At 51.4% G+C, this 23,956-nt stretch carries 23 protein-coding genes and 1 other RNA gene; 10 read left to right on the top strand and 14 right to left on the bottom strand.

Annotated elements, in window-relative coordinates:
* Positions 1 to 35: 35 nt before the first annotated feature.
* Genes priL through E3E26_RS03280 form a run of 3 tightly spaced genes read left to right on the top strand, consistent with a single transcriptional unit; the run spans position 36 to position 3,122 of the window.
* Positions 36 to 1,241, top strand: a complete 1,206-nt coding sequence (priL, locus tag E3E26_RS03290) for a DNA primase large subunit PriL (protein WP_167900138.1) — start codon at positions 36 to 38, stop codon at positions 1,239 to 1,241.
* A complete protein-coding gene (priS, locus tag E3E26_RS03285; protein ID WP_167900137.1) occupies positions 1,234 to 2,274 on the top strand; it encodes a DNA primase catalytic subunit PriS in 1,041 nt (346 codons plus the stop codon). Before priL ends, priS begins: the two co-directional genes overlap by 8 nt.
* The gene (locus tag E3E26_RS03280; RefSeq protein ID WP_167899877.1) at positions 2,271 to 3,122 is read left to right on the top strand and encodes a DMT family transporter; all 852 of its coding nucleotides are present in this window, start codon (positions 2,271 to 2,273) and stop codon (positions 3,120 to 3,122) included. The genes priS and E3E26_RS03280 overlap by 4 nt, the downstream gene beginning before the upstream one ends.
* On the opposite strand, the gene rnpB is transcribed toward E3E26_RS03280, so the two are convergent.
* From rnpB to E3E26_RS03260, 4 genes are all read right to left on the bottom strand, one after another.
* Positions 3,108 to 3,429: RNase P RNA component (gene rnpB / locus E3E26_RS03275), an RNA gene on the bottom strand. The genes E3E26_RS03280 and rnpB overlap by 15 nt on opposite strands.
* 47 nt (positions 3,430 to 3,476) lie before the next feature.
* Positions 3,477 to 5,084 carry a hypothetical protein gene (locus tag E3E26_RS03270; RefSeq protein ID WP_167899876.1) on the bottom strand — a complete coding sequence of 536 codons (1,608 nt, stop codon included), beginning with the start codon at positions 5,082 to 5,084 and terminating at the stop codon, positions 3,477 to 3,479.
* Between the two features lie 41 nt (positions 5,085 to 5,125).
* A complete protein-coding gene (locus E3E26_RS03265) occupies positions 5,126 to 5,407 on the bottom strand; it encodes a hypothetical protein (RefSeq protein WP_370520075.1) in 282 nt (93 codons plus the stop codon).
* Entirely contained in the window at positions 5,407 to 5,814 is a 408-nt protein-coding gene (locus tag E3E26_RS03260) for a DUF61 family protein (protein WP_167899875.1), read from the bottom strand. Before E3E26_RS03260 ends, E3E26_RS03265 begins: the two co-directional genes overlap by 1 nt.
* 219 nt (positions 5,815 to 6,033) lie before the next feature.
* On the opposite strand from E3E26_RS03260, the gene glnA reads away from it, so the two are divergent.
* On the top strand, positions 6,034 to 7,365 hold the full coding sequence (glnA, locus tag E3E26_RS03255; protein ID WP_167899874.1) for a type I glutamate--ammonia ligase: 1,332 nt from the start codon (positions 6,034 to 6,036) through the stop codon (positions 7,363 to 7,365).
* 24 nt (positions 7,366 to 7,389) lie between these two features.
* Here the strand turns inward: glnA and E3E26_RS03250 are convergent, their stop codons facing one another.
* From E3E26_RS03250 to E3E26_RS03215, 8 genes are all read right to left on the bottom strand, one after another.
* Positions 7,390 to 8,232 (bottom strand): EamA family transporter, encoded by an 843-nt coding sequence (locus E3E26_RS03250; protein ID WP_167899873.1) that lies wholly within the window; start codon positions 8,230 to 8,232, stop codon positions 7,390 to 7,392.
* A 9-nt stretch (positions 8,233 to 8,241) separates the two neighbouring features.
* Positions 8,242 to 9,003 (bottom strand): NAD+ synthase, encoded by a 762-nt coding sequence (locus E3E26_RS03245; protein WP_167899872.1) that lies wholly within the window; start codon positions 9,001 to 9,003, stop codon positions 8,242 to 8,244.
* Entirely contained in the window at positions 9,000 to 9,476 is a 477-nt protein-coding gene (locus tag E3E26_RS03240) for a hypothetical protein (RefSeq protein WP_167899871.1), read from the bottom strand. The genes E3E26_RS03245 and E3E26_RS03240 overlap by 4 nt, the downstream gene beginning before the upstream one ends.
* Before the next feature lie 32 nt (positions 9,477 to 9,508).
* Positions 9,509 to 10,516 (bottom strand): ABC transporter ATP-binding protein, encoded by a 1,008-nt coding sequence (locus tag E3E26_RS03235; protein WP_167899870.1) that lies wholly within the window; start codon positions 10,514 to 10,516, stop codon positions 9,509 to 9,511.
* 10 nt (positions 10,517 to 10,526) lie between these two features.
* A complete protein-coding gene (locus tag E3E26_RS03230; RefSeq protein ID WP_167899869.1) occupies positions 10,527 to 11,486 on the bottom strand; it encodes an ABC transporter ATP-binding protein in 960 nt (319 codons plus the stop codon).
* A 10-nt stretch (positions 11,487 to 11,496) separates the two neighbouring features.
* Positions 11,497 to 12,957, bottom strand: coding sequence for an ABC transporter permease (locus tag E3E26_RS03225; protein WP_167899868.1), 1,461 nt, complete (start codon positions 12,955 to 12,957; stop codon positions 11,497 to 11,499).
* Between the two features lie 11 nt (positions 12,958 to 12,968).
* Positions 12,969 to 14,024 (bottom strand): ABC transporter permease, encoded by a 1,056-nt coding sequence (locus E3E26_RS03220; protein ID WP_167899867.1) that lies wholly within the window; start codon positions 14,022 to 14,024, stop codon positions 12,969 to 12,971.
* A 173-nt stretch (positions 14,025 to 14,197) separates the two neighbouring features.
* Complete coding sequence (locus E3E26_RS03215; RefSeq protein WP_167899866.1) at positions 14,198 to 16,669, bottom strand: ABC transporter substrate-binding protein; 2,472 nt, start codon at positions 16,667 to 16,669, stop codon at positions 14,198 to 14,200.
* Positions 16,670 to 17,027: 358 nt separating this feature from the next.
* On the opposite strand from E3E26_RS03215, the gene E3E26_RS03210 reads away from it, so the two are divergent.
* The 6 genes from E3E26_RS03210 to E3E26_RS03185 all read left to right on the top strand — a co-directional run bounded on the left by E3E26_RS03210 (position 17,028) and on the right by E3E26_RS03185 (position 21,663).
* Positions 17,028 to 18,254, top strand: a complete 1,227-nt coding sequence (locus E3E26_RS03210; RefSeq protein ID WP_167899865.1) for a dihydroorotase — start codon at positions 17,028 to 17,030, stop codon at positions 18,252 to 18,254.
* Positions 18,238 to 18,939 carry a dihydroorotate dehydrogenase electron transfer subunit gene (locus tag E3E26_RS03205; RefSeq protein ID WP_167899864.1) on the top strand — a complete coding sequence of 234 codons (702 nt, stop codon included), beginning with the start codon at positions 18,238 to 18,240 and terminating at the stop codon, positions 18,937 to 18,939. Before E3E26_RS03210 ends, E3E26_RS03205 begins: the two co-directional genes overlap by 17 nt.
* An 81-nt stretch (positions 18,940 to 19,020) precedes the next feature.
* A complete protein-coding gene (locus E3E26_RS03200) occupies positions 19,021 to 19,890 on the top strand; it encodes a radical SAM protein (protein ID WP_167900135.1) in 870 nt (289 codons plus the stop codon).
* Positions 19,891 to 19,947: 57 nt separating this feature from the next.
* A complete protein-coding gene (locus E3E26_RS03195; RefSeq protein ID WP_167899863.1) occupies positions 19,948 to 20,637 on the top strand; it encodes a hypothetical protein in 690 nt (229 codons plus the stop codon).
* 30 nt (positions 20,638 to 20,667) lie between these two features.
* A complete protein-coding gene (locus tag E3E26_RS03190) occupies positions 20,668 to 21,486 on the top strand; it encodes a 7-cyano-7-deazaguanine synthase (protein WP_167899862.1) in 819 nt (272 codons plus the stop codon).
* Between the two features lie 33 nt (positions 21,487 to 21,519).
* On the top strand, positions 21,520 to 21,663 hold the full coding sequence (locus tag E3E26_RS03185) for a hypothetical protein (RefSeq protein ID WP_206204307.1): 144 nt from the start codon (positions 21,520 to 21,522) through the stop codon (positions 21,661 to 21,663).
* On the opposite strand, the gene E3E26_RS03180 is transcribed toward E3E26_RS03185, so the two are convergent.
* Positions 21,652 to 22,836, bottom strand: a complete 1,185-nt coding sequence (locus tag E3E26_RS03180) for an ABC transporter permease (RefSeq protein WP_167899861.1) — start codon at positions 22,834 to 22,836, stop codon at positions 21,652 to 21,654. The genes E3E26_RS03185 and E3E26_RS03180 overlap by 12 nt on opposite strands.
* Complete coding sequence (locus E3E26_RS03175; protein ID WP_167899860.1) at positions 22,833 to 23,852, bottom strand: ABC transporter permease subunit; 1,020 nt, start codon at positions 23,850 to 23,852, stop codon at positions 22,833 to 22,835. Before E3E26_RS03175 ends, E3E26_RS03180 begins: the two co-directional genes overlap by 4 nt.
* Positions 23,853 to 23,956 lie beyond the last annotated feature (104 nt).

Raw genomic sequence — 23,956 nt, 5'->3', positions numbered from 1 at the left:
GTTCCAACCAGCACTTATTGATGAGAGGTGAAGCCATGCTGGATCCCTTCGGAAGCGAAGCCAAGAGGCTCGTCAAGGAAGAATTTGGTGGAATAAATGAATTGCTTTCAATAATTCCTTCATACATTGGAATAGAGCAGGCACTGGAGAGAGTCTCGTGGATAAAATCTGGAGAGATTCCAGAAGATATCCTTGAGCTAAGCGACATCCAGGATTTACTGACGTTCTATGCCCTTCTTGGTGCCCTTGCCTTCTCGCCGTACGGAATCGAGATGGAGCTCGTGAGAGAGGCCAATATCAAGATATACTCCGAGCGGATAAGGAGAGTCAGCAAAATATCAGGGACGGCAATACCTTTGAAGATGGTTGAAAGGGATGAGATTCCCAACAGGGACAGAACAATACTCGAAAGAACCCACCACACTGAACTTCCCCCAAGCGAGAGAGAAAAGCTGAGACTGAGATACAAGACCGGGCTCAAAAAGTTCCTCGAGCTTTGGGAGGGGAGCCTCAAAGAAGTCTACATCAGAAAAGGCTACGCTTACCTGACAGGGGAACAGGCACTGAAGCTGTGGGAGAAGTCCTTTGAGAAGAACTTCGAGAAAGCGGTAAATCTCCTCTACGAGATAAGAGACGAGCTGCCAACCTACTACCTGCAGCTCTATGAGAAGCTGAGCGAGATAGCCAGGGAATACTTCAAGGAAAGACTCGAGAGGATGGGTTCTGCAGAGGCCCAGCCGCTTCGCTTTGAGCTGTTCCCTCCGTGCGTTAAAATTGCCCTTGGCGGCGTCCCCGCTGGCTTGAGGAACTACGCGATAACCGTCCTCCTGACGAGCTTCCTGAGCTATGCGAGGCTCTGTCCTAACCCACCGCGGAGGGACGTCAGGGTCAGGGACTGCGTCCAGGATTTAAGCGTAATTGAGAAGGAGATACTTCCCATTATCATAGAGGCAGGAAACAGGTGCAGCCCACCGCTATTCGAAGATCAGCCTCACGAGATCAAAAACATCTGGTACCACCTCGGCTTCGGCTTAACAGACAAACCAACTCTCGAGGACAGCGGGAACTCTACATGGTACTTCCCTCCCAACTGCTCCAAAATAAGGGCCAACGCTCCCCAGCTCTGCAAGCCCGACAGACACTGCAGGAACATCAAGAACCCACTGACGTACTACCTGAGACGGCTCTACTTGGAGAACAGAAAGAAAGAGAAGCGCGAAGAGGGTGGTGAAGGTGGCTGAGCTCTTTAGGGAGGTCACCAAAGAAGAGAGAGCCCTCTACTACAAAGCCGAATGGAACGCAAAGAAGCTGCCGAAGTTCCTAGTTGAGAAGCTGGAAAACAGGGAGTTCGGCTTTGACCACACAGGGGAAGGGCCAAGCGATAGGAAAAACGTCTTCATGGACGTCAGAGATCTGGAGGACTACATCAAGGCCACGGCCCCCTATGCGATTTACTCGAGCGTTGCACTGTACGAGGATCCAAAAGGGATGAGCGGCTGGCTCGGTGCGGAGCTGGTGTTCGACATAGACGCCAAGGACTTGCCCCTGAGAAGGTGCGGACACATTCATGAGCATGGAAAAGTGTGTCCAATTTGTTTGGAGGACGCGAAGGAGCTCGCAAGGGACACTCTGGTGATTTTAAAGGAAGACTTCGGCTTTGAGGATGTTCACGTGGTCTATTCTGGGAGGGGTTATCACATAAGAGTTCTCGATGACTGGGCCATCCAGCTTGACTCGAAAGCAAGGGAGAAGATTTTAGCCTATATTTCGGCGACCGAAGAAGTAACTTTCGAAGACATCCAGAGCAGGAAGATAATGCTCTCCTCGGGCTACTTCAGGGTCTTTCGCCTTCGCTTCGGCTACTTCATCGCCCGCGCCAACGAGAATCACCTGCTTAACATCGGGCTGAGAAAAGGGCAGGTGAAGAAGATACTCGAGAGCCGCGATGAGATATACGAGGGCTTCGTCAGAAAAGGTCTTTTAACGGCCTTTCCACAGGGGATAGGATATAAAACACTGACAAGGCTGTTCGCCCTCTCCAGCACTTTCTCAAAGGCCTACTTTGACGGGAGAGTCACGGTTGACGTCAAGAGAATCCTCCGCGTTCCATCCAGCCTGCACTCAAAAGTTGGACTGGTAGCGACATACATTGGCTCAGACGAGAGAAAGCTTGAGAAGTTCAATCCCTTCCGCGATGCAGTTCCAAAGTTCAGGGAGGAAGAAGTCAAAGAGGCCTACGAAGAGTGGCTCGAGCTTCACGGGGATGAGCTGTGAACGGAAGACTGAAAATAATCGTCTCAATGCTCATATGGGGAAGCGTGGGCATCTTCGCGCGCTTTTCCAACCTCTCCGGCCTAGGAGTGGCCTTCTTCAGAGTTTCTCTAGGTGCGCTACTACTCTTTCTAACCTTCGGAACCGGGAAGAGGGCATGGCTCAGAGAAGTCGGGAAGTCCCTGAAAGAGAAGACGAAGCCCCTCATCGCACTCGGAGTTGCCTTGGCCCTCAACTGGGTATTTCTCTTCACGGCATTCAACTACACCACAATAGCGAAGGCCGTGCTCGTTTACTACCTCGCTCCGGTCATCGCCACCATAATATCATGGCGCTTCCTAGGAGAGAGGTTAACCCCAAAAAGGTGGGCCCTCATAGGTTTGGCCTTCCTCGGCTTGCTCCTCATAATGAGTGGAGAAGAGCTGAACTTCAACGACAGAGACTTTCTAGGGGTAATCTTCGCACTAACGGCAGCGTTTTTCTATGCCCTCATCCCAAACCTCGGAAGGTTCCTGAGGGACGTTGAGGGCTCGGTTCTAACTTTCCTCCAGCTGGCGATAGCATCACTGGTTCTTGCGCCGTTTATGGTAGTTTCAGGCATTGGAGACCCGGTCTGGTGGGCTATCATAATTCTTGTCGTCATTCATACTGCCCTCGCGCTCTTCTTATACATGGATGGCCTGAAAGATGTTGAGGTCAACGAAGTGGCCATATTGAGCTATCTAGACCCGCTGAGCGCCGTGGTTTACGCGTTCCTAATTTTCGGTGAAGTTCCAGAGCTTAGAACAGTCATAGGCGGTGCGCTGATTCTTCTGGCATCGATGTTAGACGTTTGGGCGAGGGGGTCGTAGCCCGCCTTCCGTGTCAAGGGGGCATTCGACTGAGCGGCCTACCACGGGACTCCCACCGGGAATTCATCGTCCCTTCTTCGGCCTTGCACCCCGCGGGACGGCCGTTTCACCGCTCCCTGACAGGTCGTCTGCGGGTTAGCTCGGGAGCCGTCGCCGGCCCCTTCGCCGCTTTCATTCCCATCCCTGCCAGGGCGTGTCGTTTCTGCGCCGTTGCCCTCCCTCTCGGGAGGTGCCTTACGGCACCGCGGCCCCGGTGCGGTGGGCGGAACTTCCTCGGGAGTGCCCCGAGAGCCCCCGACCCCCTCGCCAAGAAGAGTTATGAAAAAGGGGATAAAAAGGTTTGGTACACCCAGATCACTTCTTCGGAAGCTCCCTGTTTTCCGGGAATCTCGGCTCCTTTGGCCTTCTGAACCTTCCAAGGGGCGAACGCCTCTTGGGTTTAGGCCTGACACGCTTCTTGGATTTTTCTCCAGCTCTCGTGTAGTAGAAAGCACCTGCTATGAAGAGCAGGAAGACCATTATAACGAGAACTATCCACCAGATTGAGGAACCGTTGTCCCCAGAGGTCGTCGTGGTGTTCGACGGACTAGTTGTCGTTGTTGTGGTCGTGGTTGGGGGAGCCGGCGGCTGGAGGTAGAGCTCACCCTTTGAGGTGCTGGTTTCATCCATTGAAACGAGCGTAAACTCGTATTCAACAACCTCCCCAAGGGGGAGCTTGAACTTGAGGGCTATTTCATTAACACCAGCCTTCAGTGTTTCCTGCAGAGAATCCTTGTAGAGAACCTTACCTCCACTTGTTATCCTGTACGTGAGGATAACGTCAACACCATCCTCACCGGGATTGAGAACCGTGACCTTGAACAGTACCTCCTCATCCGAGAGGCGCTCGTAGGTTACGTTTCTGATCACTGCCGGAGCCAGGACTGTATAAGAGACGTTGCCCTCGCCGATTAATCTGCCGTTGAAGGTCAGCTTTATGAAGGCAGTTATGGAGCCCGAAACGTTCGTGAGGAGAGGTACGTCCAGAACATCCGTGCCTCCCTGGATGGTTACCGGAGTTGTCATGTTCGATATGAGGTTCTCACCCCGATACGTCTCCACTGTGAGGTTCACGCCTATCGCCCTTTCCGAGAGGACGGTGAGGTAAGCTCTGTTCTCCTCCCCGAGCTTTACTTCATCCGCCTGAAGGGAAAGGCCAACGAGCCTAACTCCAAACTTAACCTGGAACTCCCGGGAATACCTGTAACTATCACCATCGTATTGAATGGAGTACTCAAGCCGGTAGATGCCCTCTGGGACGTCATAGCCCACGGGGATTTCAAACTTGACAAGGTTATCGCCCGGGGCCATCTCCAGCGTCCTATTTTCGAAGAAGTAGACCATTCCGTTTCCGGTGAACGAAACGGATGCATTAATCGTAACTGCGGAGTGGCCAATGTTGATAACGTGGGAAAAAACAACAAGGGTTTCACCATTCAGGATGTATGGGGAGCCGGGCCTTTCCTTGACGTAGGCCTCAGCTACTTCAAAGCGGAGCGGTTCAGATATAACGTTGAGGGGAACCTTGGCGTGGACTATGTACATGGAGCCACCGGCAGTGAATGCCCAGAACTTGAGGTAGAGGGTGTAAGTTCCCCCCTCAACGCTGCCGTTGCAGGAAATGTTGTAAGAGAGGGAATATGTCTTCTGGGGCGACCAGTCGCTGAATATCCTCGGGCTCACTGTAAGATTGAATCCCTGGACAATGTTTCCTTCCGAATCTTCAACCCAGAAGCTCTGGTAGCTGACCACCTTGAAGCTGAATCCACCTGCGTTGGTAAGCTGAATCGTCCCGGTGCTGTAGTCTCCCCTGAGAACGGATATTGTATCGTTAGTCGTGAAGCTCACGAACTGAGCGGAGGAGCCGGGTAGGGTTGAGATAACCAGCAGTAAGGCAATCAACGTGACCGTTGCCTTCCTCATGCGTTCCCACCATTGGTAGTTGTACTTTATCCATATAAAGGCTACTCTCCATAAAAAAGAAGCAGGAGCCCCATAAGAACCAGACCAACAAAAAAAGCCACCGCAAGCCTGTACCAGAGCAGCTTAGAAAAGTGTTCCCTGATTACCAAGGCGAGGATGAGGAGCATGAACCCGTAAAAGATCGTGAAGATTCCGAGGGCCACGTTAAGCTTAACCCCGAGGAGAAGGAGAACACCCAGCAGTGCCCCGGCTAACACCGTCACATGGGGAACTGTAAAGAGGAGATAGTCCCGAAGAACCTTAGTGTCCTCGTTCATACTCATCACTCCGCTATGAATGCGTATGTCGTTGTCGTCGGAAGGGCTTTTCTGATTTTCGGGAGAAGGTATCTTGGGTAAAGTTCCTCACTTTTGTCCTCCAGTATATCGTATGTGCCGAGAATTTTGTCTATAACCTTGACCTCCACCCTTCCTCTAACCCGGAAGTATCCCCGGTAAGTCGTGCTTATCTCCAAGACTATTGGGACTCTCAAGGTATCCTCCTCACCGTCATCTATAAGGGAACGAAGATACTCGAGCTCAGAGCGTTTGAAGTAGTGATAGCTGCCATCGCGAAGCCGAACCTTTGGCTCATCCTCGTTAATGAGCTGGCTGAGTGTAGGTCTTGCAGCGGGCAGATGGAGGTTCACTCGGGCGATTTCCCTATTGAGAATGTCTTCAGCTGTGGGCATATTTTTGCATACGCTTGACACCCAAAAACCTTTGTTTAACATATATTTGTAAATCTATCCAAATACCGTGAACAAAATCTGCAAAATTCTGTCAATCGACTCTCTACACCCCGTATCCTCGTCATAATGACAAAAACTCAACAAAAATGCTTTTATTGGATAAATCGTTCAGTAAATTGTCATTAAAACTGAACACTAGAACAGTAAATGGTGGTAAAAATGAACGAAATTATCAAGGTGGAGGGGGCAGATGAAGTCTACACCAAATCCCCAAGATTCATTCAGCTGATATTCGTGGACATCAATGGGGTTCCAAAGGGGATGGAGATACCGGCGAGCAGGTACGAGGAAGCAGTAACAGATGGAATAACCTTTGATGGTTCCTCAATCCCAGGCTTTCAGGGAATAGAGGACAGCGACCTCATCTTCAAGGCAGACCCGAGCACCTACGCCGAAATTCCATGGGAGGGCATAGCCAGAGTTTACGGCTACATCTACAAGGATGAAAAGCCCTATCACGCGGACCCGAGGGGAGTTCTCAGGAAAGTCCTGGAAAGGCTCGAAAAGGAGGGGTTCACGGCCTACATCGGCCCAGAACCAGAGTTCTACTTATTCAAAAAGAACGGTTCGTGGGAACTCCACATACCAGACAGCGGAGGTTACTTTGACCTCGTTACACTCGATAAGGCAAGAGCCCTAAGGAGGGAAATAGCACTCTACATGCCATCCTTTGGCCTAACTCCTGAAGTTCTTCACCACGAGGTTGGGAAGGCTCAGCACGAGATAGACTTCAGATTTGACGAGGCACTAAAGACGGCAGACAACATCGTGAGCTTCAAGTACGTCGTCAAAGCAATAGCAGAGATGCGCGGCCTCTACGCGACTTTCATGCCCAAACCACTCTACGACATGCCTGGCAACGGAATGCACCTCCACATAAGCCTCTGGAAGGACGGGGAAAACGCTTTCAAAGGTGAGGATGGGCTCAGTGAAACGGCCCTGTACTTCCTCGGGGGAATACTCAAGCACGCAAAGGCTCTAGCTGCAATCACGAACCCCACAGTGAACAGCTACAAGCGTCTGGTTCCTGGTTATGAAGCTCCAGTCTACATAAGCTGGGGCTACAGGAACAGGAGCGCACTGGTAAGGGTTCCGGCCTTCTGGGGTGACGGTGCAAGGATTGAATACCGCTGCCCGGACCCGAGCGCAAACCCATACTTCGCGTTTGCAGCGATATTGATGGCGGGACTTGATGGCATTAAGCGGAAGATCGAGCCTGATGCATACGTTGAAGAGAACGTCTACAAGATGAGTGAAAGCAGAAGAGAGGAACTCGGCATCGATACACTACCCGGAAGCCTGGGTGAAGCCCTCGAAGAGCTCAGGAAGGACAAGGTTGTCAAAGAGGCCCTCGGAAAGGCCTACGAAAACTTCATATCCTACAAAGAGCTCGAGTGGGAACGCTACGTTGAATACCTCGAATCAAAGGAGCTGCCACTGGAGACGAAAAAGGTAACGGAGTGGGAACTGGAGAGGTACTTCCACGTCTAATGCACTTCCTCGAGGACAACTTCTTCAGGTTTTTTCTTCCTCTTTCATGTGAATGAGCATCGAGCCGCCTATGATAAGGGCTGCCCCTGCGAGCTGTTTTATGGTAAGGGTTTCCCCAAATAGCAGAAAGGCCAGAATTATGGCAACGACTGGCTCTATCGTAGCTACTATTGAGGCCTTGCTGACCTCTATCTCCTTTAGAGCACGGTTGTATAGTATGTATCCAAGGAAAGTCGGGAAGAACGCGAGCGCGAAGAGGTAGGGAACTGCTCCCGCTGGAACGCCGAAGTCCGCGAACGGTAAAAGGTAAATCATACCAAAAAGCAGAGTGTAGAAGAGTGCCTTTTCAGGCTCTTCCTTTCTGACGGCTAACTTGGCGAGAACGCCGTAGAGTGCGTAGGTGAAGCCTGTGAGAAGGCCGAAAATAAGGGCCTTCGTAGAGAACTGGACATCACCCCAGTTGACGAGGAGAACACCAGCCATTACCATTGTCAACGCGATGACCTTCTCTCTCTTGAGAGGCTCTCTGAAAATCAGACTGCCCAAGATTATTGAATAGACTGGCGCAGTATAGAGGAGCAAAACTGCAAAAGAAACGGAGGAAATGGTGACCGTATAAAAGTAGAGAGTATAGAACAGGAAGATGCTGAAAAAGCCGTAAGCGGCGTAGAACTTTAGGCGAGAACGCTCTATGGAGAAGCTACCTCGAAAGGATAGATAGACCCCCAGGAACATAAGTGCGAAGAGAACGCGGTAAAAAACCATTGTAAACGGGCTGAGCCCAAAGCCATCAAGATACTTGGCAAAGATACCCAGTGTCCCCCACATTGAGGCAGCAAGAAAAACGAAAAGGTAGCCTTTCTTCATGGACTCACCTCAGAATTCAGGGCCCGATGGAAGGCGTCTCTTGTGCTCGCTCCTTTTGACAAGCAGTTCAACGTATTCAACTTTCTCCAACGGAATTCCAAGCTCCTCAGCAATCTCCCCTTTAGGCATCTTGAGGTCGACGAGACGCCAGAGAATCTCATCGAGCAGTTTGTAACTTATTCCCAGCTCGTCCTCGTCGGTCTGACCCTCCCAAAGGCCTGCGGTTGGCTTCTTCTGAATAATTTTCTCTGGAACACCCAGGCGCTTGGCCAGCTCCCAAACTTCAGTCTTGTAGATGTTTATGAGCGGTGCATAATCACTCGCCCCATCACCCCACTTGGTGAAATAACCTGCCAAAAGCTCACTCCTGTTGCTTGTCCCGAGGACGAGACGGTTCATGGAGTTGGCGTGAGCATAGAGGAGAATCATTCTCGTCCTGGCCATGATGTTCCCCTTGCTTTTAACATCGAGCTCTCCAACGGCTTTTTCAAACTCGTCCACGATGGGCCTTATGTTTATGAGCTTGTACTCGATTCCTAGGTTTTTGCAGACGAGTTCTGCGTCTTCAACGTCGCCGTTCTCGTAGTAGGGCATTATTAGGCCCAGGACCTTCTCCCTGCCGAGAGCTTTAACGGCTAGATAAGCGGTGGTGGCACTGTCTATGCCGCCACTTACTCCTACGACGACACCATCTGCCCTTGCCTCCTTGACCTTCTCTCGGATAAACGAAACGATTCTTTCAATCACAACATCGTAATCCAAACTCCTCATCTCTTACCCTCCTTGACATCCCTAAGGAATTGGGTGTAACCTATAAAAGCCATTACCGTTCCCACGAGCATAAGCACGAAGGCTATGAGGGAATAAATCGCATAAGGATAGTCCTTCGCACTGACGGTGTATGTATAGTTGAGAGTTCCATTAAAAACGTCTATCGCAGGCCGAGTCGTGGGTATTATCTTCACGGTTCCGTTTAACTGAGTGTATCTTTCTGTAACGTTTCCTTGGATTACGGAGAAGGTTGCGTTGGATGAAGAGATAATAAGAGTGCGGTTGTAATAGACGTAGCTCTTTTCAAAGTCCTCATCTCCAAGAAAATGCCTGCCCTTACCAAGGGTGCCATTGGATGAGTAAGACTTATCAACCCCATAAAGCCCCATAGCAGAAATTATCACTGCCAAGAGGAGCATTATCAGGCCGGCCCTCAGAAAAGGATACCCAAGCGCCTCCTTCAGAGTTCCCATGGGTCTCACCTAAAAGAAAAGTTGAAGGGAGGTCAGTACTTACCGACCAGGTGGCACTCTGCAAAGTGATTGTGCTCGTACTCGACGAGCTGCGGGTGCTTGGTGTCGCAGAGTCCCTTCTGGGCGTAGATGCACCTCGGGTGGAACCTGCATCCCGGTGGAACCTCAGCGGCGTTTGGAACTTCACCCTTAATTGGAAGCTCCTTGATGACGTTCCTCCTCTCTGGCTTCGGCTCTGGAACCGCAGCGAGGAGTGCCCTAGTGTACGGGTGAAGCGGGTTGTCAATGACCTTCTCAGCAGGACCCATCTCCACGATCCTTCCGAGGTACATGACTGCAATGTAGTCGGCGAAGTATCTGGCCGTTGAGAGGTCGTGGGTGATGTAAAGGTAGGTAACACCCATCTTCTCCTTGAGCTCCTTCATCAGCTCAAGGATCTCAGCCCTAATGGAAACGTCAAGCATCGAGACAGGCTCGTCGGCAACTATGAACGTCGGGTTCAATATGAGGGCCCTAGCAATAGCGACACGCTGTCTCTGACCGCCAGAGAGCATGTGTGGGAACCTTCCGACGTAGTCCTCTGGCGGGGTTATCTTGACCATCTCAAGGGCCTTGTAGATGAGCTCCTCACGCTCGGCCTTGGTTTCGCCAATGCCGTGTATGAGGAGCGGCTCCTCGAGGATGTCAAATATCCTGAAACGCGGATTCATTGAGCTGAACGGGTCCTGGAAGATTATCTGAACATGCCTCCTGTAATCCAGGATTTCCTCTTTGGTCTTGATGTCGGTAACGTCCCTGCCCTCAAGGTATATCTTACCCTCCGTCGGCTCGAGGAGCTTGACTATTAGCTTACCCGTGGTTGACTTACCACAGCCACTCTCACCAACGAGGGCAAAGACCTCCTGCTTTTCGATCTCAAAGCTTATGCCGTCGACAGCCCTCACGTACCTCTGAGGCTCACCCTTGAGCGCGCTGATGAGTCCCCTCTTGATTGGGAAGTACTTCTTAAGGTTTTCAACTTTGAGTACCGGCTCCGCCATCTCTCACACCTCACAGCAACCAGCATGCGGCATAGTGATCCTTATCAACTTCCTTCAGTTCGGGCTCCTGCTCCTTACAAACCTGCATTGCGTACGGGCACCTCGGGTGGAAGCGGCACCCTTTTGGCGGGGTGATGAGGTTGGGTGGCTGTCCAGGAATGAACTCGAGCCTCTCAATGTCTTCGTGAAGCCTCGGTATGGCCGCGAGGAGCTTCTGGGTGTACGGGTGGGCCGGCTCGTAGTAAATCTTCTCGCTGTCGCCTATCTCAATAATCTTACCGGCGTACATTATCGCAACGCGGTCGCTAATCTCAGCGAGAATGCTAAGGTCGTGAGTGATGAATATCATCGACAGTCCGAGCTCCTTTTTGAGCTTCTTCATGAGGTTTATGATCTGTGCCTGCACAACGACGTCGAGTGCCGTTGTCGGCTCGTCGGCTATAACCACATCGGGCTCGAGGAGCAGGGCGGTGGCGATGATGACACGCTGCTTCATACCACCCGAAAGCTCGTGAGGATAGCGGTAGACGATGTCAGGTGGGAGGCCAACGAGCTCAAGGTACTTCTGGGCCCTGTCAAGGGCATCGTCTTTGTCCATACCCTTGTGGAGTATAAGGGGCTCGGTCATCTGATAACCAACGGTGTAAACTGGGTTGAGAGCGTTCATTGCACCCTGGAATATCATGGATATCTTCTGCCAACGTATTTCTTTCCTGAGCACATCCTCAGGAAGACCAACTATCTCTCTGCCGTCTATCTTGATGCTGCCACTGACTATCTTCCCTGGCGAAGTGGGCATTCCCATTAAAGTAAAACCAAGGGAGGACTTGCCGCATCCGCTCTCACCGGCAAGTCCCAGCACCTCACCTTTCTTGAGGTTGAAGGTGATGTTGTCCACTGCTTTGACGACACCCTTGCTGGTGAAGTAATACATCTTGAGGTCTTTAACTTCGAGCACGTTCTTAGCCATTTATACCACCTCACAGCCTCCTGAGCTTCGGGTTGAGTATCTTATCGAGGGCCGTACCTATAAGCACGAAGGTAAGGCCAACCACGGCGATTCCAAGCCCAGGTGGAAGAACCCACCACCAGTAACCCTTGGTAGTTGCCGCCTGATTCTGGGCCGCGTGGAGTATCTGTCCCCAGGTAACGGCCGTTGGATCACCGATACCAAGGAAGCTCAGTGAGGCCTCGGCGATAACCGCACCGGGAACGCTGAGGGCTATGACGGCGAATGCATACGGGAGCAGCTGCGGAAGGATGTGCTTGAAGATTATCCTGCCGTTGCCGGCACCGAGGGCCTTAGCTGCCTCGATATAGGTCTGCTCTTTGATCTGGAGTGCCATACTCCTCGAAATCCTCGCGATTCCCATCCATCCGAAGATGACCAACAGCACCACTATGAACCACAGGGTAATGTGTCCGGCGGTGGCACCTATGAGGATAAGTATCGGCAGGCTCGGAATGGAGGCGAATATCTCGTTGATACGCATCATGAACTCGTCGGCGTTTCCACCGAGGTAGGCGCTGGTAACTCCGTAGACAAGACCGATGATTGTGCTCAGCACGGAGACGAGGATACCAATTGTGAGCGAGACCCTGCTACCCCAGATGATGCCAGCCCACAGGTCCCTGCCGAGGTAGTCAGTTCCCATGGTTCCGTAGGTTCTTCCAAGGAATGTGATCTTTATGTTGTCATATATGACCTTGTTCTGGTCGGGAGCGGGGTTCTCTATCTTGAGTATGAGCTTATAAGTTCCTGGAAGCGGCTCTGGGTTCTCGATGATGTCATCAACGTTCATTCCCGGCTCGACCTTGGCAAAGAGGGGAGCAACCATGTCGCTGATGAGGATTGTCTCAAGCGGAACATCGAACATCGTTATCTCTCTACCCTCAGTTACGTTAACAAGCCAGATGTAAACATTGGTTGAGATAGCGCTGTCCCTACCCACGGCAATTGTGGTTGAAGAACTAAGCTGCTTGTTAATGAGAAGCGGGATGGTCTTTCCGTCCGGTCTCTGGAGGTAAACGCTTATCTTTGGAACAGAGACAGGATCATTCAGAGTCACGTTGATGTTCTTAACAATGATACCCTGGGGTCCGAAGTAGTAGTCCTTGGGCAGGACGTATTCAGTTTCGATTACAGTGAGAGTATCACTTGGGTGGCTGATTTTGAGGTCGTTAACGTAGTAAACCTCCTGAGGAACGAGCTTCTGAGAGGTGAACATGTTGTACCATGTTGGCGGGACGTTCTTGGGATTATCCTCCCAGTACTGAGAGTTCCTCCATTTATCCGGAAGGTCAGGCATGGTGGTGTACGGTGCTGTAAGTGCAACAATAACGAGGAGGATGAGGAGAATCACACCGGCTATGCCGGTCTTCTCCCTCTTGAACTCATCAAGGAACTCCCTAAACCCCTCTTTGACGTCGACCCATCTCATTGTGAATCACCTCACATCCTGGCGGAAGCACCAACCTTAACACGCGGGTCAAGGAATCCATATATCATGTCCGCTAGGACAACGCTGGCAAGATAGAGCACTGTAAAGAAGTACGTGAGTCCTATGAGGAGATTGGTCTCGTTCTGCTGAAGAGCGACCCAGTAGAGCCTGCCCATTCCAGGGTAGTTAAAGACAAGCTCACTGATGATTGCACCACTGAGCGATCCAAGGAGGGCAAAGATAATCATGGTTACTATCGGCGGAGCAGCAGCACGGAGAGCGTGACCGTAGATGATCTTGCGCTCTGGAATGCCCTTGGCCCTGGCAGCCATGATGAAGTCCTCCTGAAGGGTACCAATCATGATGTTCCTAGTGGTCCAAGCCCATCCACCAAAGACAACGAAGACGTAGGTGAAGACCGGAAGGGCGAGCCTCCAAATAACGTCCTTAACATGGGCCCAGCCAGTGAGCTGAGGATCGAACATCGAGCTCAGTGGGAACCAGCCGAGCTTGTAGGCAAAGATGAGCAGGAACATCATTCCCGTCCACCACATGGGCAAGCTGTAGGTGAGCAACGCGAAGACAGACAGAGCCCTGTCGAAAACACTACCAGCGTGTCTGGCTGCCCTGACTCCAAGGAAGATACCAAGGATGATGACTATTATAGTCGCAGTTGTGAAGAGCAGAACACTCCTCGGAACGGCAACTTTGATGATATCCGAAACGTTGTTGGTACCGAAAATGGGCATGCTCGTGGTTCCGAAGTCAAGTTTCAACGTACGAACCGCTTTATTATATACCTTCTGCCAGTAGGGGATGTTCAGCTCATACTTTTCCTCGAGGGACGCCTGCTTAGCAGCTTTGGCCGCTTCAAAAGCCTCCAAACCCTGACTCTGCTTGATTTTAGCACCTTCAGTCCTTTCCCACTGCATCAGCTCCTCGTACATTTTTGACCTGTTGCTCTCCTCGGCGACCTTAACGAAGAGCGCCGAGATAATAAATGTCACTATCAAGAGAACGATAACTGCGTTCACAATTCTAAACGCAAGGTACTTGAGATACCCCATCCTTTCACCCCCACGTAGGTTGCTCGTGTTCGATGTATCTTTTTCAGCATTGTAAAACTGACTTTATATATCTTACTGCTTAAATGTACACATTTTCATAGAAGTGCACTCCAAGAATTAAATGATAACAACCAGAAAACAAGTAAAATTCAAAAAAGAGGGGAATAACGAAATCACTTCTTCTTGGTGAAGTACCAGGCCGCGCCGGCGATGATGATTATCACAAGGCCGACGACCACGTAGGTGGTGGTGCTGGTTCCGCTCGGAGTGGTGGTCGTGGTGGTCTCAGGCTGGGTGGTCGTAGTCTCCGGACTGGTGGTCTCTGGGCTGGTGGTCTCCGGTGAGGTGGTGGTCGGAGTCTTGGTAACATCGTCCCAAGTGAGACCAGAGATCTTCAGCATGACGGTAGCGAGGTCGTCGACGTGCTCCTTGGTGAGGAGGTCGAGCCAGAGGATACCCTCTCCAGCGCTGCTGAAGGAGTAGGTCTTGTCGATGCCGTACTCCTTGCTCTTGGCAACGAGCTCACCCATGGCCCAGTAGAGCTCCCACGGGAGGCTCGGGTAGAAGATGTAGAATCCTGCGGTCATGTCGTCGGCGAGCGGGTGCTCGTAGGTACCGTAGGCAACGTAACCGTCGTCGGTCCACTGGAAGCCGAGGACGTTCTGGAGTGCAGCGGCAGTTCCACCAAGGCCCTCGTCGTAGTACGGATCGTCAGCGCCGTCCTTGTAAGCCCAGGTGTAGAGGAACGCAACGTAGTACTTGATGTCGTCAACGCTGCCCTTCACGCCGTTGTGCCATTCGCCGATGTCACACTTGACGGTGACCTTAACGCTGGCAGTGGAGCCAGCGTTGGCAGCAATCCAACCCTGGGTCTGGTTGTAGATGACTGCATCGTCCGGAACTGTGAATTCACCCCTCTCAAGGGTCCAGGTACACCTGTACGGGGTGTAAATACCGTCAAAGTTGGTAGTACCGCCAAAGTCCCTGATGAGGTACCAGACCCTGACGCTGTAAACGTCGCTCAGACCGCCAACCGGGTTGAAGGCGCTCATGAACATAGCACCGGTTGAAGCGAACTGGGCAATCTTAAGGTGCTTGTCCGGGGTCTCGGCGGTCATGATGCTCCAGCGCTGGCCGATACCGGTGCTAGCCTCGGGGGTGATCTTGACGACCCTCTGCTTGTTGGCCGGGTAGAACTCCCAGGTCTCAATGAGGAAGACCCTCTCGCTCTCCATGACACCGATGAGCATGCTTATCTTCTGGAGGTCCCAGTACTGGCCGGCGGTGGTTATCCTGATTGGCTCCGCAGGAATGAGGTCCGGGTTAATGTGCGGGGTCTCGTTAGCACCTGCAGTAGTGAAGTAGGTCAGCAGGTAGGTAAGCTCCTCCTCAGTCCACTTGAGCATTGGACCGAGGCTGTCAGCGTTCTTGTAGTACTCAGTACCGAGCTTCTGGAGGCCGGCGTTAACGTCGCCGTTGCCGATGTACTTGAGGGCCTCCTCAACGGTCACAGTGTTAACGTGCTTCGGCTCGACGGCACCCGGAACGTATCCATACCAGGCAGCGTAGAACCAGGCAGTGTAGTCGTCAATCCAAACGCTTGGGATACCGCTGGTACCCCATCCACCGGTGTAGATGTTCCACTCGTAGTTGCTGGGCGGCTTGGCGAAGACAACCTGACCGGCCTTCTGCCTGTCCCAGAGGAGCCTGTCAACGGTGAATCCGACCTTCTTCTCGAGGAGGTCAGCAACGTAGAGACCAATCTCCTTCCTCTCGTCCTCGATACGGATGATGAACTTGAGGGTAACCGGCTCACCGTTGAAGTACCACATTCCATCCTTCTTCTCAAGGGTGTAACCGTACTGGGCAACCTCCTGGGCAGCCTTGTTCATGGCATCGTCAATCATCTTGAGAGCAAGGTCCTCGTTGCCACTGGTGGTCATTCCAAGGGCCTGGTAGACCGGCTCGAAGTACTTGTTGGCCGGGTGGCTGGGCCTGATACAGCCGAGCATCGGGGCACCGCTACCCTGGTAGATGTTCTGGACGATGTAGTCCCTGTCGATGAGCCAGTTCATAGCAAACCTAACTTCCCTGATGGCGAACGGGTTGAAGTAAACCTGGTCACCAACGGTGACGATCGGAGCATCCTTGTCCGGGTCGTGGTAGGTGTTGAAGGTCAGCTCGTTATAGGAGCTGGCACTCTTGTACAGGTTGAGGTTGGCAAGAATGTCAGCACCAAGACCCTGGTACCTGCCGGCCGGGAAGGCGAACATACCAAGGTCGTACTCACCCTTGGCGATCTGGAGGATGACGTTCTCAGGGTTCTGGACACCCTGGTATTCAATAACATCAGCATATCCATCCTTCGGAAGGGTATCGGTGTAGACGGTCCTCGCACCGGTGAACTTCTCAAGCTTGAGGTAAAGGTTCTCCGGAGAGTACATGACGAGGATGTACGGACCGTTGCTGATCACGAAGTGGCCGTACTGGAGGTACCACTGGAGGTCAGCCTTGAACCTGGCCTTGGCCTCGTCGCTGTTAAGCGGTATGTCCTTGGGGGTGTAGTCCACTGCATTCACTGGGCGCACAAAAAACAAACTAAACAACATCAAACCCATAACAAACAATCCCAAAGCCTTCTTCATATTCCACTGCCTCCTTCATTTTTTGGCAATATTGCCATATGTGGTGTATAATGGCATGACAATATACATTGAAAGCCTATTTAAGGGTTACGTTCTTGTAAAAGTAGCCCTAATGAAAAAAAGCAGCCCTAGTAGATATCACCAGTTTCAAAGTTTTTGTTGTCCAATTTTAGATTTGCGTCTCTTAGAGACAGTTTTATTAAAAATAGATAGTTAAAATGGGGTAAATCACGATAAAAAGATTTCACAATTATGAGGAAAGCCCAAAAAATCGTTAGCTGCCTTTTAGATAGTTAGGGAAATAGGCGAAGGGGCAAAAAACTTAAAATCCTTAGGTCTCCATCTCCGTGCGGGCACTATGTATGACCTAGTTCTAAAAGGAAAGCTTCTGAAGGATGGGAAACTGATAGAAGGAAGCATAGGGATTCTCGATGGTAGAATTTCCCGAATTTCCCGCGGTGACTTGAGGGGAGAAGATGTCCTGCAAATTGACCGAGGAAAGGTCATCCTTCCCGGGTTGATAGATGTTCATGTCCATCTCAGGGACTTCAGGCAGAAATCAAAAGATACCATCAGGACAGGAACGATGGCAGCCCTACACGGCGGTATAACTACAGTTTTTGACATGCCCAATACGGACCCACCGATAACTAACTCGGAGATCTTTGAGCTCCGCGAGGCTGCGCTCAGGAGAAAATCCCGCGTGGACTATGCCCTAAGTTTTCTCATCGCCGGAAACTGCGAAGAGGCGAAAAAAGTCCAGGCAGACTTCTACAAAATATTCATGGGCGCCTCTACAGGGGGCATATATTCCGAGGACTTTGAGAATGACTACGCCTGTGCGCCCGGTATAGTCAGCGTTCATGCCGAAGACGCAAGAATAATTCGGGAAAAACCAGAGAGACCACCGGAGGCTGAAGTCAGAGCAATAAAAGAAGCTCTCGAAGCAGCGGAAAGGCTGAAAAAGCCTCTCAACATATGCCACGTCTCGACAGCCGATGGCATGAATCTAATCATGAAGAAAAACCTTCCGTGGGTGAGTTTTGAGGTGACACCCCATCACCTCTTTCTCATGAGAAAGGACTACGAGAGGAACCCACTTCTCAAAGTTTATCCTCCCCTGAGAGGGGAAAGCGACAGAGCGTTCATGTGGAAGAACTTCAGCAAGATCCCAATTATAGCAAGCGACCATGCACCCCACACCCAGGAGGATAAAGAAAACGGGACAGCTGGAATTCCAGGACTTGAGACAGAAGTTGCTCTCCTCCTCGACGCCGTGAACAGGGGAATGATAGAGCTCAAAGACATCGTGGAGAAGATGCACACCAATCCAATAATAATATTTGGAATAAGGAACAAGGGACTTGAGATTTGCAAAGACGCGGACTTCACGATAGTTGACATGAAGCGCGAGTGGGTGGTTAAGCCCGAGGAGTTCTATACCAAAGCAAAATGGAGCCCCTGGGAGGGTAGAAAGCTTAGAGGAAAGGTCGTGATGACCGTTCTCCGCGGGAGCGTTGTTATGGAGGAAGATGAAATCATAGGAAAACCGCAGGGGGTTAGAATCGATGCTGGAACGGGTTGAGCTGAGAGAGGTTTGGGACGTCGCCAGGGACGTTAAGGCCTTCAGGTTCGAGAAAAAATTTGACTTCAAAGCTGGCCAGTTCGTGATGGCCTGGCTTCCGGGAGTCGGTGAGAAGCCGTTCAGCCTGGCCGATGAAGACCTCATAGTAGTCAAGCGCGTTGGACCGTTCACGGACAGGCTCTTTGAACTCCAACCCGGGGACTATCTCTGGCTCCGCGGACCCTACGGGAATGGATTCGAGCCGAAGGGGAGAAATATAGCCCTTATTGGCGGCGGAATAGGGATTCCACCGCTCTATGCCTTCGCCAAGCAGAACGCCGGAAGGTTCGAGAAGGTCACCCTTATCTACGGAGCCAGAACAAAGGAAGAGCTCGCACTTATGGATATCGAGAACTACGTGGACGAGCTGATAATAACCACTGACAATGGCTCGGCCGGTAGGAGAGGCTTTCCCACTGATGTTCTGGCCGAAAGGAAGGAGGAGCTTGACCAGGTCTATACCTGCGGCCCAGAACCCATGCTAAAAGCAGTATTGCGTGTCATGGACTACAGAAACGTCCAAGTTTCCGCGGAGAGATACATGAAGTGCGGCATCGGGGTGTGCGGCAGTTGCAACCTTGGCCCATATCTAGTGTGCAGGGACGGTCCAGTCTTTGATGGTTCCAAGCTCATGGGACTTCTTTGACCAATCATATTTTTAAACTCCTTTTCTCCTCCGCCCTCGGTGAGAACCGTGAAGTATTCGTGGGAAGAATTCGCGAGAAAAATGGGCGTTGAGCCTCAGATTCTGGAGAACGAAGAGGCTAGGCTTTTAAAGAAGTTTGTGGACGATTTGGCTTATCCTTCTCACTGTCGGTTCTGTCAGGGGCTAGATTTGAGCAATCCAAACCCTGTCCACCACCCAAGTTACGAATTAACTCCAGCGTGCAACCACGACTGCATCTTCTGTTATTCAAATGTAGCCGTAAAACTCGGGAAAGCTCCTAAACCAGGCTATTACGGCTGGGATAACCCCAAGGCAATAACGGTTTCGCAGTACGGTGAGCCGCTGATATCACCAAGGATCGTAGAAGTCAACAGAATGCTCCGCGAGAGGTTTCCGGAGGCAAGGCTCGACCTCCAGACTAATGGCTCGCTTCTGACCGAAGAGCTCTGGGAAAAGCTGGACTTTGACCTGGTGATGATAAGCCTAGATGCGGCGAGCAGAGAGAAGCACCTCAAGATAACCAACGCCGACACCTTCGACAACGTCGTCAACGCGCTCAGAATAGTTGGGAGAGATAAATCCGTCCGCTCCATCGTTAGGACGATATTCATGCCGGGAATAAACGACGAGGACATACCAAAGATAGCCGAATTAGCAGCTTCACTTGGCGTGGATGAGATGATGCTCCAACCGCTGACGGTGCACGAGCTGAACGTTGAGCGGCTGAGGAAAGCGGGCCTCGACTTTGAGAGAGCCGAAAGTATCCGGGAGTACCTCAAGGCCGCAATGGAGGCGAAGAAATACATAGACGTCCGCATAAGCGGCTGTCAGCTGGCGATATATCGGACAATGGATCCACTGACGCTCTTCAGCGCGAGAAGGATTGCAAGAGACGTTGCCCCCCTTGTGAAGAGGAAGCGGCTTCTTTAGTTACCACTCGCAAGTTTTAAGTATCTTTATTTTCTAAGACACCCTTCGGTGAGCCCCATGCTCCATGAGATTCTTGCGTGGTTTTTCCTGCTGGGATTTCTCCTGATTAATGTTATGATCATATTCATCAGGCTCTTTAGTAGCATAGCCAGAATGACGTGGAGAAAGCTGCTCAGGCTTGAGATACCCGAAAACGAAAAGAAGGGTCTGGAAAAGTTTTATACCATTGTCTGGATAGCGGTTGGGGCTTGGGCCTTCTGGCAGCTGAAGAACGCCAGCTGGATTGCAGCGATATTCGGCTTCCTTGCCTTCAGGAGCGGGGCAAACATAACGAGAACCCTCGTTTATGGCCTCCACGATACCCGGCTCATAGAGCAGTACACCGATGATAGTAGAGTTCTGGTCCTCGTTGGAAAGGCTACCCAGCTGTCCATTCTCACCGAAACTATTTTTGTGGTAGCTTTCGCTTTGGTGTACAAGACCCTCTCCATGACGCTCAACTCCAACGGTATGAGTGCCAACAGCTTCATCATACTCCTCTGGCTGGGGGGCTTGGCTTTTGGAGTGCTCTTCGGGTGGCTCATAACTAGAAACAACCAGGGAATACTCCTAAGAAACGCAATGATAACTGTGGGCTTCTTCACAGGCAGAACAGGAAGACAAAAAGTCAAAAAGGTTGGGGAAAAGGCACGGTCAAAGCTTCCCAGAAAGGAACTCCTCAAAGAGGGAAAATTCTTCAGAAGGTAGTTTTTTAAACTGCCCTTCTTTTTTCCCATCATGCTCAAGTGCTCACTCTGCATCCACGACGAGAGAACAGCGAGGATAGATATCCTCGACGGAAAGCCGATATGCAGGGAGTGTCAGGTCTACCTGAGGCACCCCTTCAACAGAGAGGCCATAAGGCAAGAGCTCGATGATTTAATGAAAAAGGTCGATAAAGCCATTCTCGCCTTCTCAGGCGGTAAAGACAGCACAGTGGCTCTCTATCTTGCTAAAGAAGTCTACAAAGTTCCAGAACTTGAGGCTGTCATGATAGACCACGGACTCATGGCGGAAGAGGCAATAGAGAACGCTAAGAGAATAGCCGAGCACCTCAACGTCCCCTTCAGAATTCTGCGCTACGACTATTCCGACATCTTCAGGGAGGCTCTGTTAAAGGCGGAGTCACCTTGCAGGCGCTGCTCCAAGAGGACTATGGAGAGGCTCAGAAAATACGCCCTCAAAAAGGGCTACCGCTACATAATCACTGGACACGAGCTTCCCTTTGGACATCATCCCTACAGGCTCATGAGCGGCGGTGTGATGCAGATAAGACTGCTGAGCCTGATGCCGGAAAGAGAGAGATTGAAAATCCTCGAAAAGCTCCCCTTCGAGTTCCCAAGCCTGACAGGATACACCACCAACTGCCTCGTTCTCGGGCCCGCTCTCGAGCGCTACTGGGAGAAGCACGGCCACAGCTTCGAGCATAGAAGGATAGCTGCCCTTGTCCGCTACGGCCTGCTGGATAGGGAGAAAGCCGAGAGGGAAGTGGCGAAGCCCGAAGTGCCTGAGAAGCAGAGGAAGCTCGTGTACTCCAAGCTTGGACTGGATATATGATCTCCTCTCCGCCCTGAAGAGCAAGCGGGAACCTTGCTCGGAAACATGATAACGGAGAACCAGCTCTTCAGCATGGCATGGTGGATAGTAGTGCCGATTGGAGCCGCTTTGGCGCTCTTCGCAATGGCATTCGTGCTGATAAACATGAGCATGGAAGAGGAGTTCCTAACCAGATGAGCTATTCGAGACCAGTGTCAGCCCTATGCTAACGATAACTATCGCGATTGAAGGAGATAGGGGCCACCACCAGAGAGTGTAGATGGCGCTCTGGCTGAAGGCCTCAGCCACGAAAGAACCCCAGTTCACTCCGGGGATTATTTGGAACAGGCCAAGTATCGAGATCACCGCTATCATCTGGGCGAAGAGCAGTGTGGAGTATGAGAGTGCGTAAGGGACAACGGCCCTCATGATGTGGCGCCTTACTATGGCCAGGTCACTGGCGCCGAGAGCCTTTGCAGATTCTATGTACTCCTGAACCTTCTCGTGCATGACGATGCCCTTAACCGAGCTTGCAAACTTTCCAACAAGGAGGATGGCCAGTATAACCGCCAGCTCAATGGTGCCTATCTGGAGCTTCCCGTGGGAGCCTGTGGAGGAAAGCACGAAGATCAAGATAATCGCCAGTGGAAGGTAGGGAATCGAGTTAAGGGCCTCCAGGAGCACAGACACCGCGTCTCCAAGCCGGTTCTCATAATAGCCAGAGGTAAGACCCAAAACTAGTCCAAAGATTATCACGAAAACTGTCGTTATAATGGCCAGCGTTATCGTGTTGACAGTCGAACCCACGAAGCCCACCCACAGGTCCCTGCCCTTGTAATCGGTACCAAGAAATCCATAGGTGTCTCCGACAACGGTTACCTCAACACTCTCAGGGATGACCTGAATCGTGTAGGTTCCATGGAGGGGCTTTTTGTTTTCGTCAGAGAATATCATCTGCGTCGGCGTAAAGAAGGCCTGATCCTCCCTCCTGAAGCCGAGCTCCTCAATGGCGAAGCGTATGACCTGGAGGGCGAGGTCTGTATCCGAGTTAACGCTGGTGGTGCCGTTTATCTCCATTCTAAGCCGGACAACCCTCCCGTCGGGCCGAAATACGGTCAGCGTAACGTTGCCGTAACCGCGCAGGAGTATGTTGCTCGGTTGTTTGTCTTTCACAGTGTAATCAGCCCGCCCAGTGAAGCTGATGGTACTCGGGTCATCCCCGAGCCAGACTGGCTTGGCACCCCTTGGATAGTCCACCCAGAAGAGATAGTTGTCCCAGTTCTCAAGCTTCATCCTGTCGATGGTGGCATAGGAGACCGTGGTAAAGAGAAAGAACGCAACGAGTATAAGTGCTCCGATCTTCCGCTTCATTGCACCCCCCTCGGCTCCAGTTTTATCGAGAACAGCTCCACAGCCATAGAGGCGATGAAGTTCAGAAGCACCAGCACAGTTACTATAAATGCAAAGGTCATGGAATAGAACCACACGTTGTCCGGGGTTATAATCAGCGTATTGCTCAGAAGGAATCCCAGGCCGCCGAGCTTGAAGAGATAGTCAACGACCAGAACGAGAGTCTGTATCTCGATAAAATTCTGGAGCCAGACGTGCATCACTGGAACTATGGAAGCTCGAATAACGTGCTTCTTAACTCGTCTCTCAGACAGTCCCATGGCCCGCTTGGCCTCAACGTAAGGCTGGTCGAACTCCTCTCTCATGACCACCGTGATGCCCTCAGCGAGCCCCCAAGAGGCAACGAGTAAAACGGAGAGAACCGGGAAAACGAAGTAAACCAGCATGTCCCAGCCTGAGCCCCTGATGCCGTTGGCGAGATCCGAGGGAAGGGGGGAGTATATTATGAGGAGGAAAAAGAGAACCACAAAGAACCATACAGGTATGCCGTTGAACGTTCTCGCCGCCATCTGAAGGAAATCATAGAAGCGTTCGCTCTTAACTGCCCTAAACGACAGAAAAAGTGCGGAGATGACAACAGCAATCTCGGCCAGAATGAGGAAAATGAGCGTCCTGTAGACGTAACCCCAATTAGGCTGAACCGGCCCGTAAAGGTAGTTCCACCTGCTGAACCTGCCCGACAGCTTTCCGGTATCGATTATAGAGTTCCACATGTATTCAAGCCCAATGCGCAGGATAGACATCTCCAACTCTGGATGATTCTTTGGAGCTATGTACTTCATGTAGTAATCGATGGGGTCCATTCCAAGCTTCTTCGCTTCCTCTACGACAACTTGGGCCCGGGGATCGTACTGAAAGAAGCCAACGGCCTCGTATTGAGCCCTCATCTCGACCATGCTCTTTATTGAATAGCCAACAACTATGGCCACTAGCAGAGTGACTATAACATACCTGAGGGCCATCCTTCGGAGGGGCAAGAAATCACCTCCGGAACCAGAGAGCGAATTTAGTTGTGACTTCGATAAGTAAAAATTCTCAACAACGCTTATAAAGTTTTACATTAGACTAAAGCCTGAGAAAG

This window comes from Thermococcus sp. LS1 (assembly GCF_012027395.1).
Taxonomy (GTDB): domain Archaea; phylum Methanobacteriota_B; class Thermococci; order Thermococcales; family Thermococcaceae; genus Thermococcus.
This window is presented reverse-complemented; position numbering and strand designations above follow the sequence as displayed.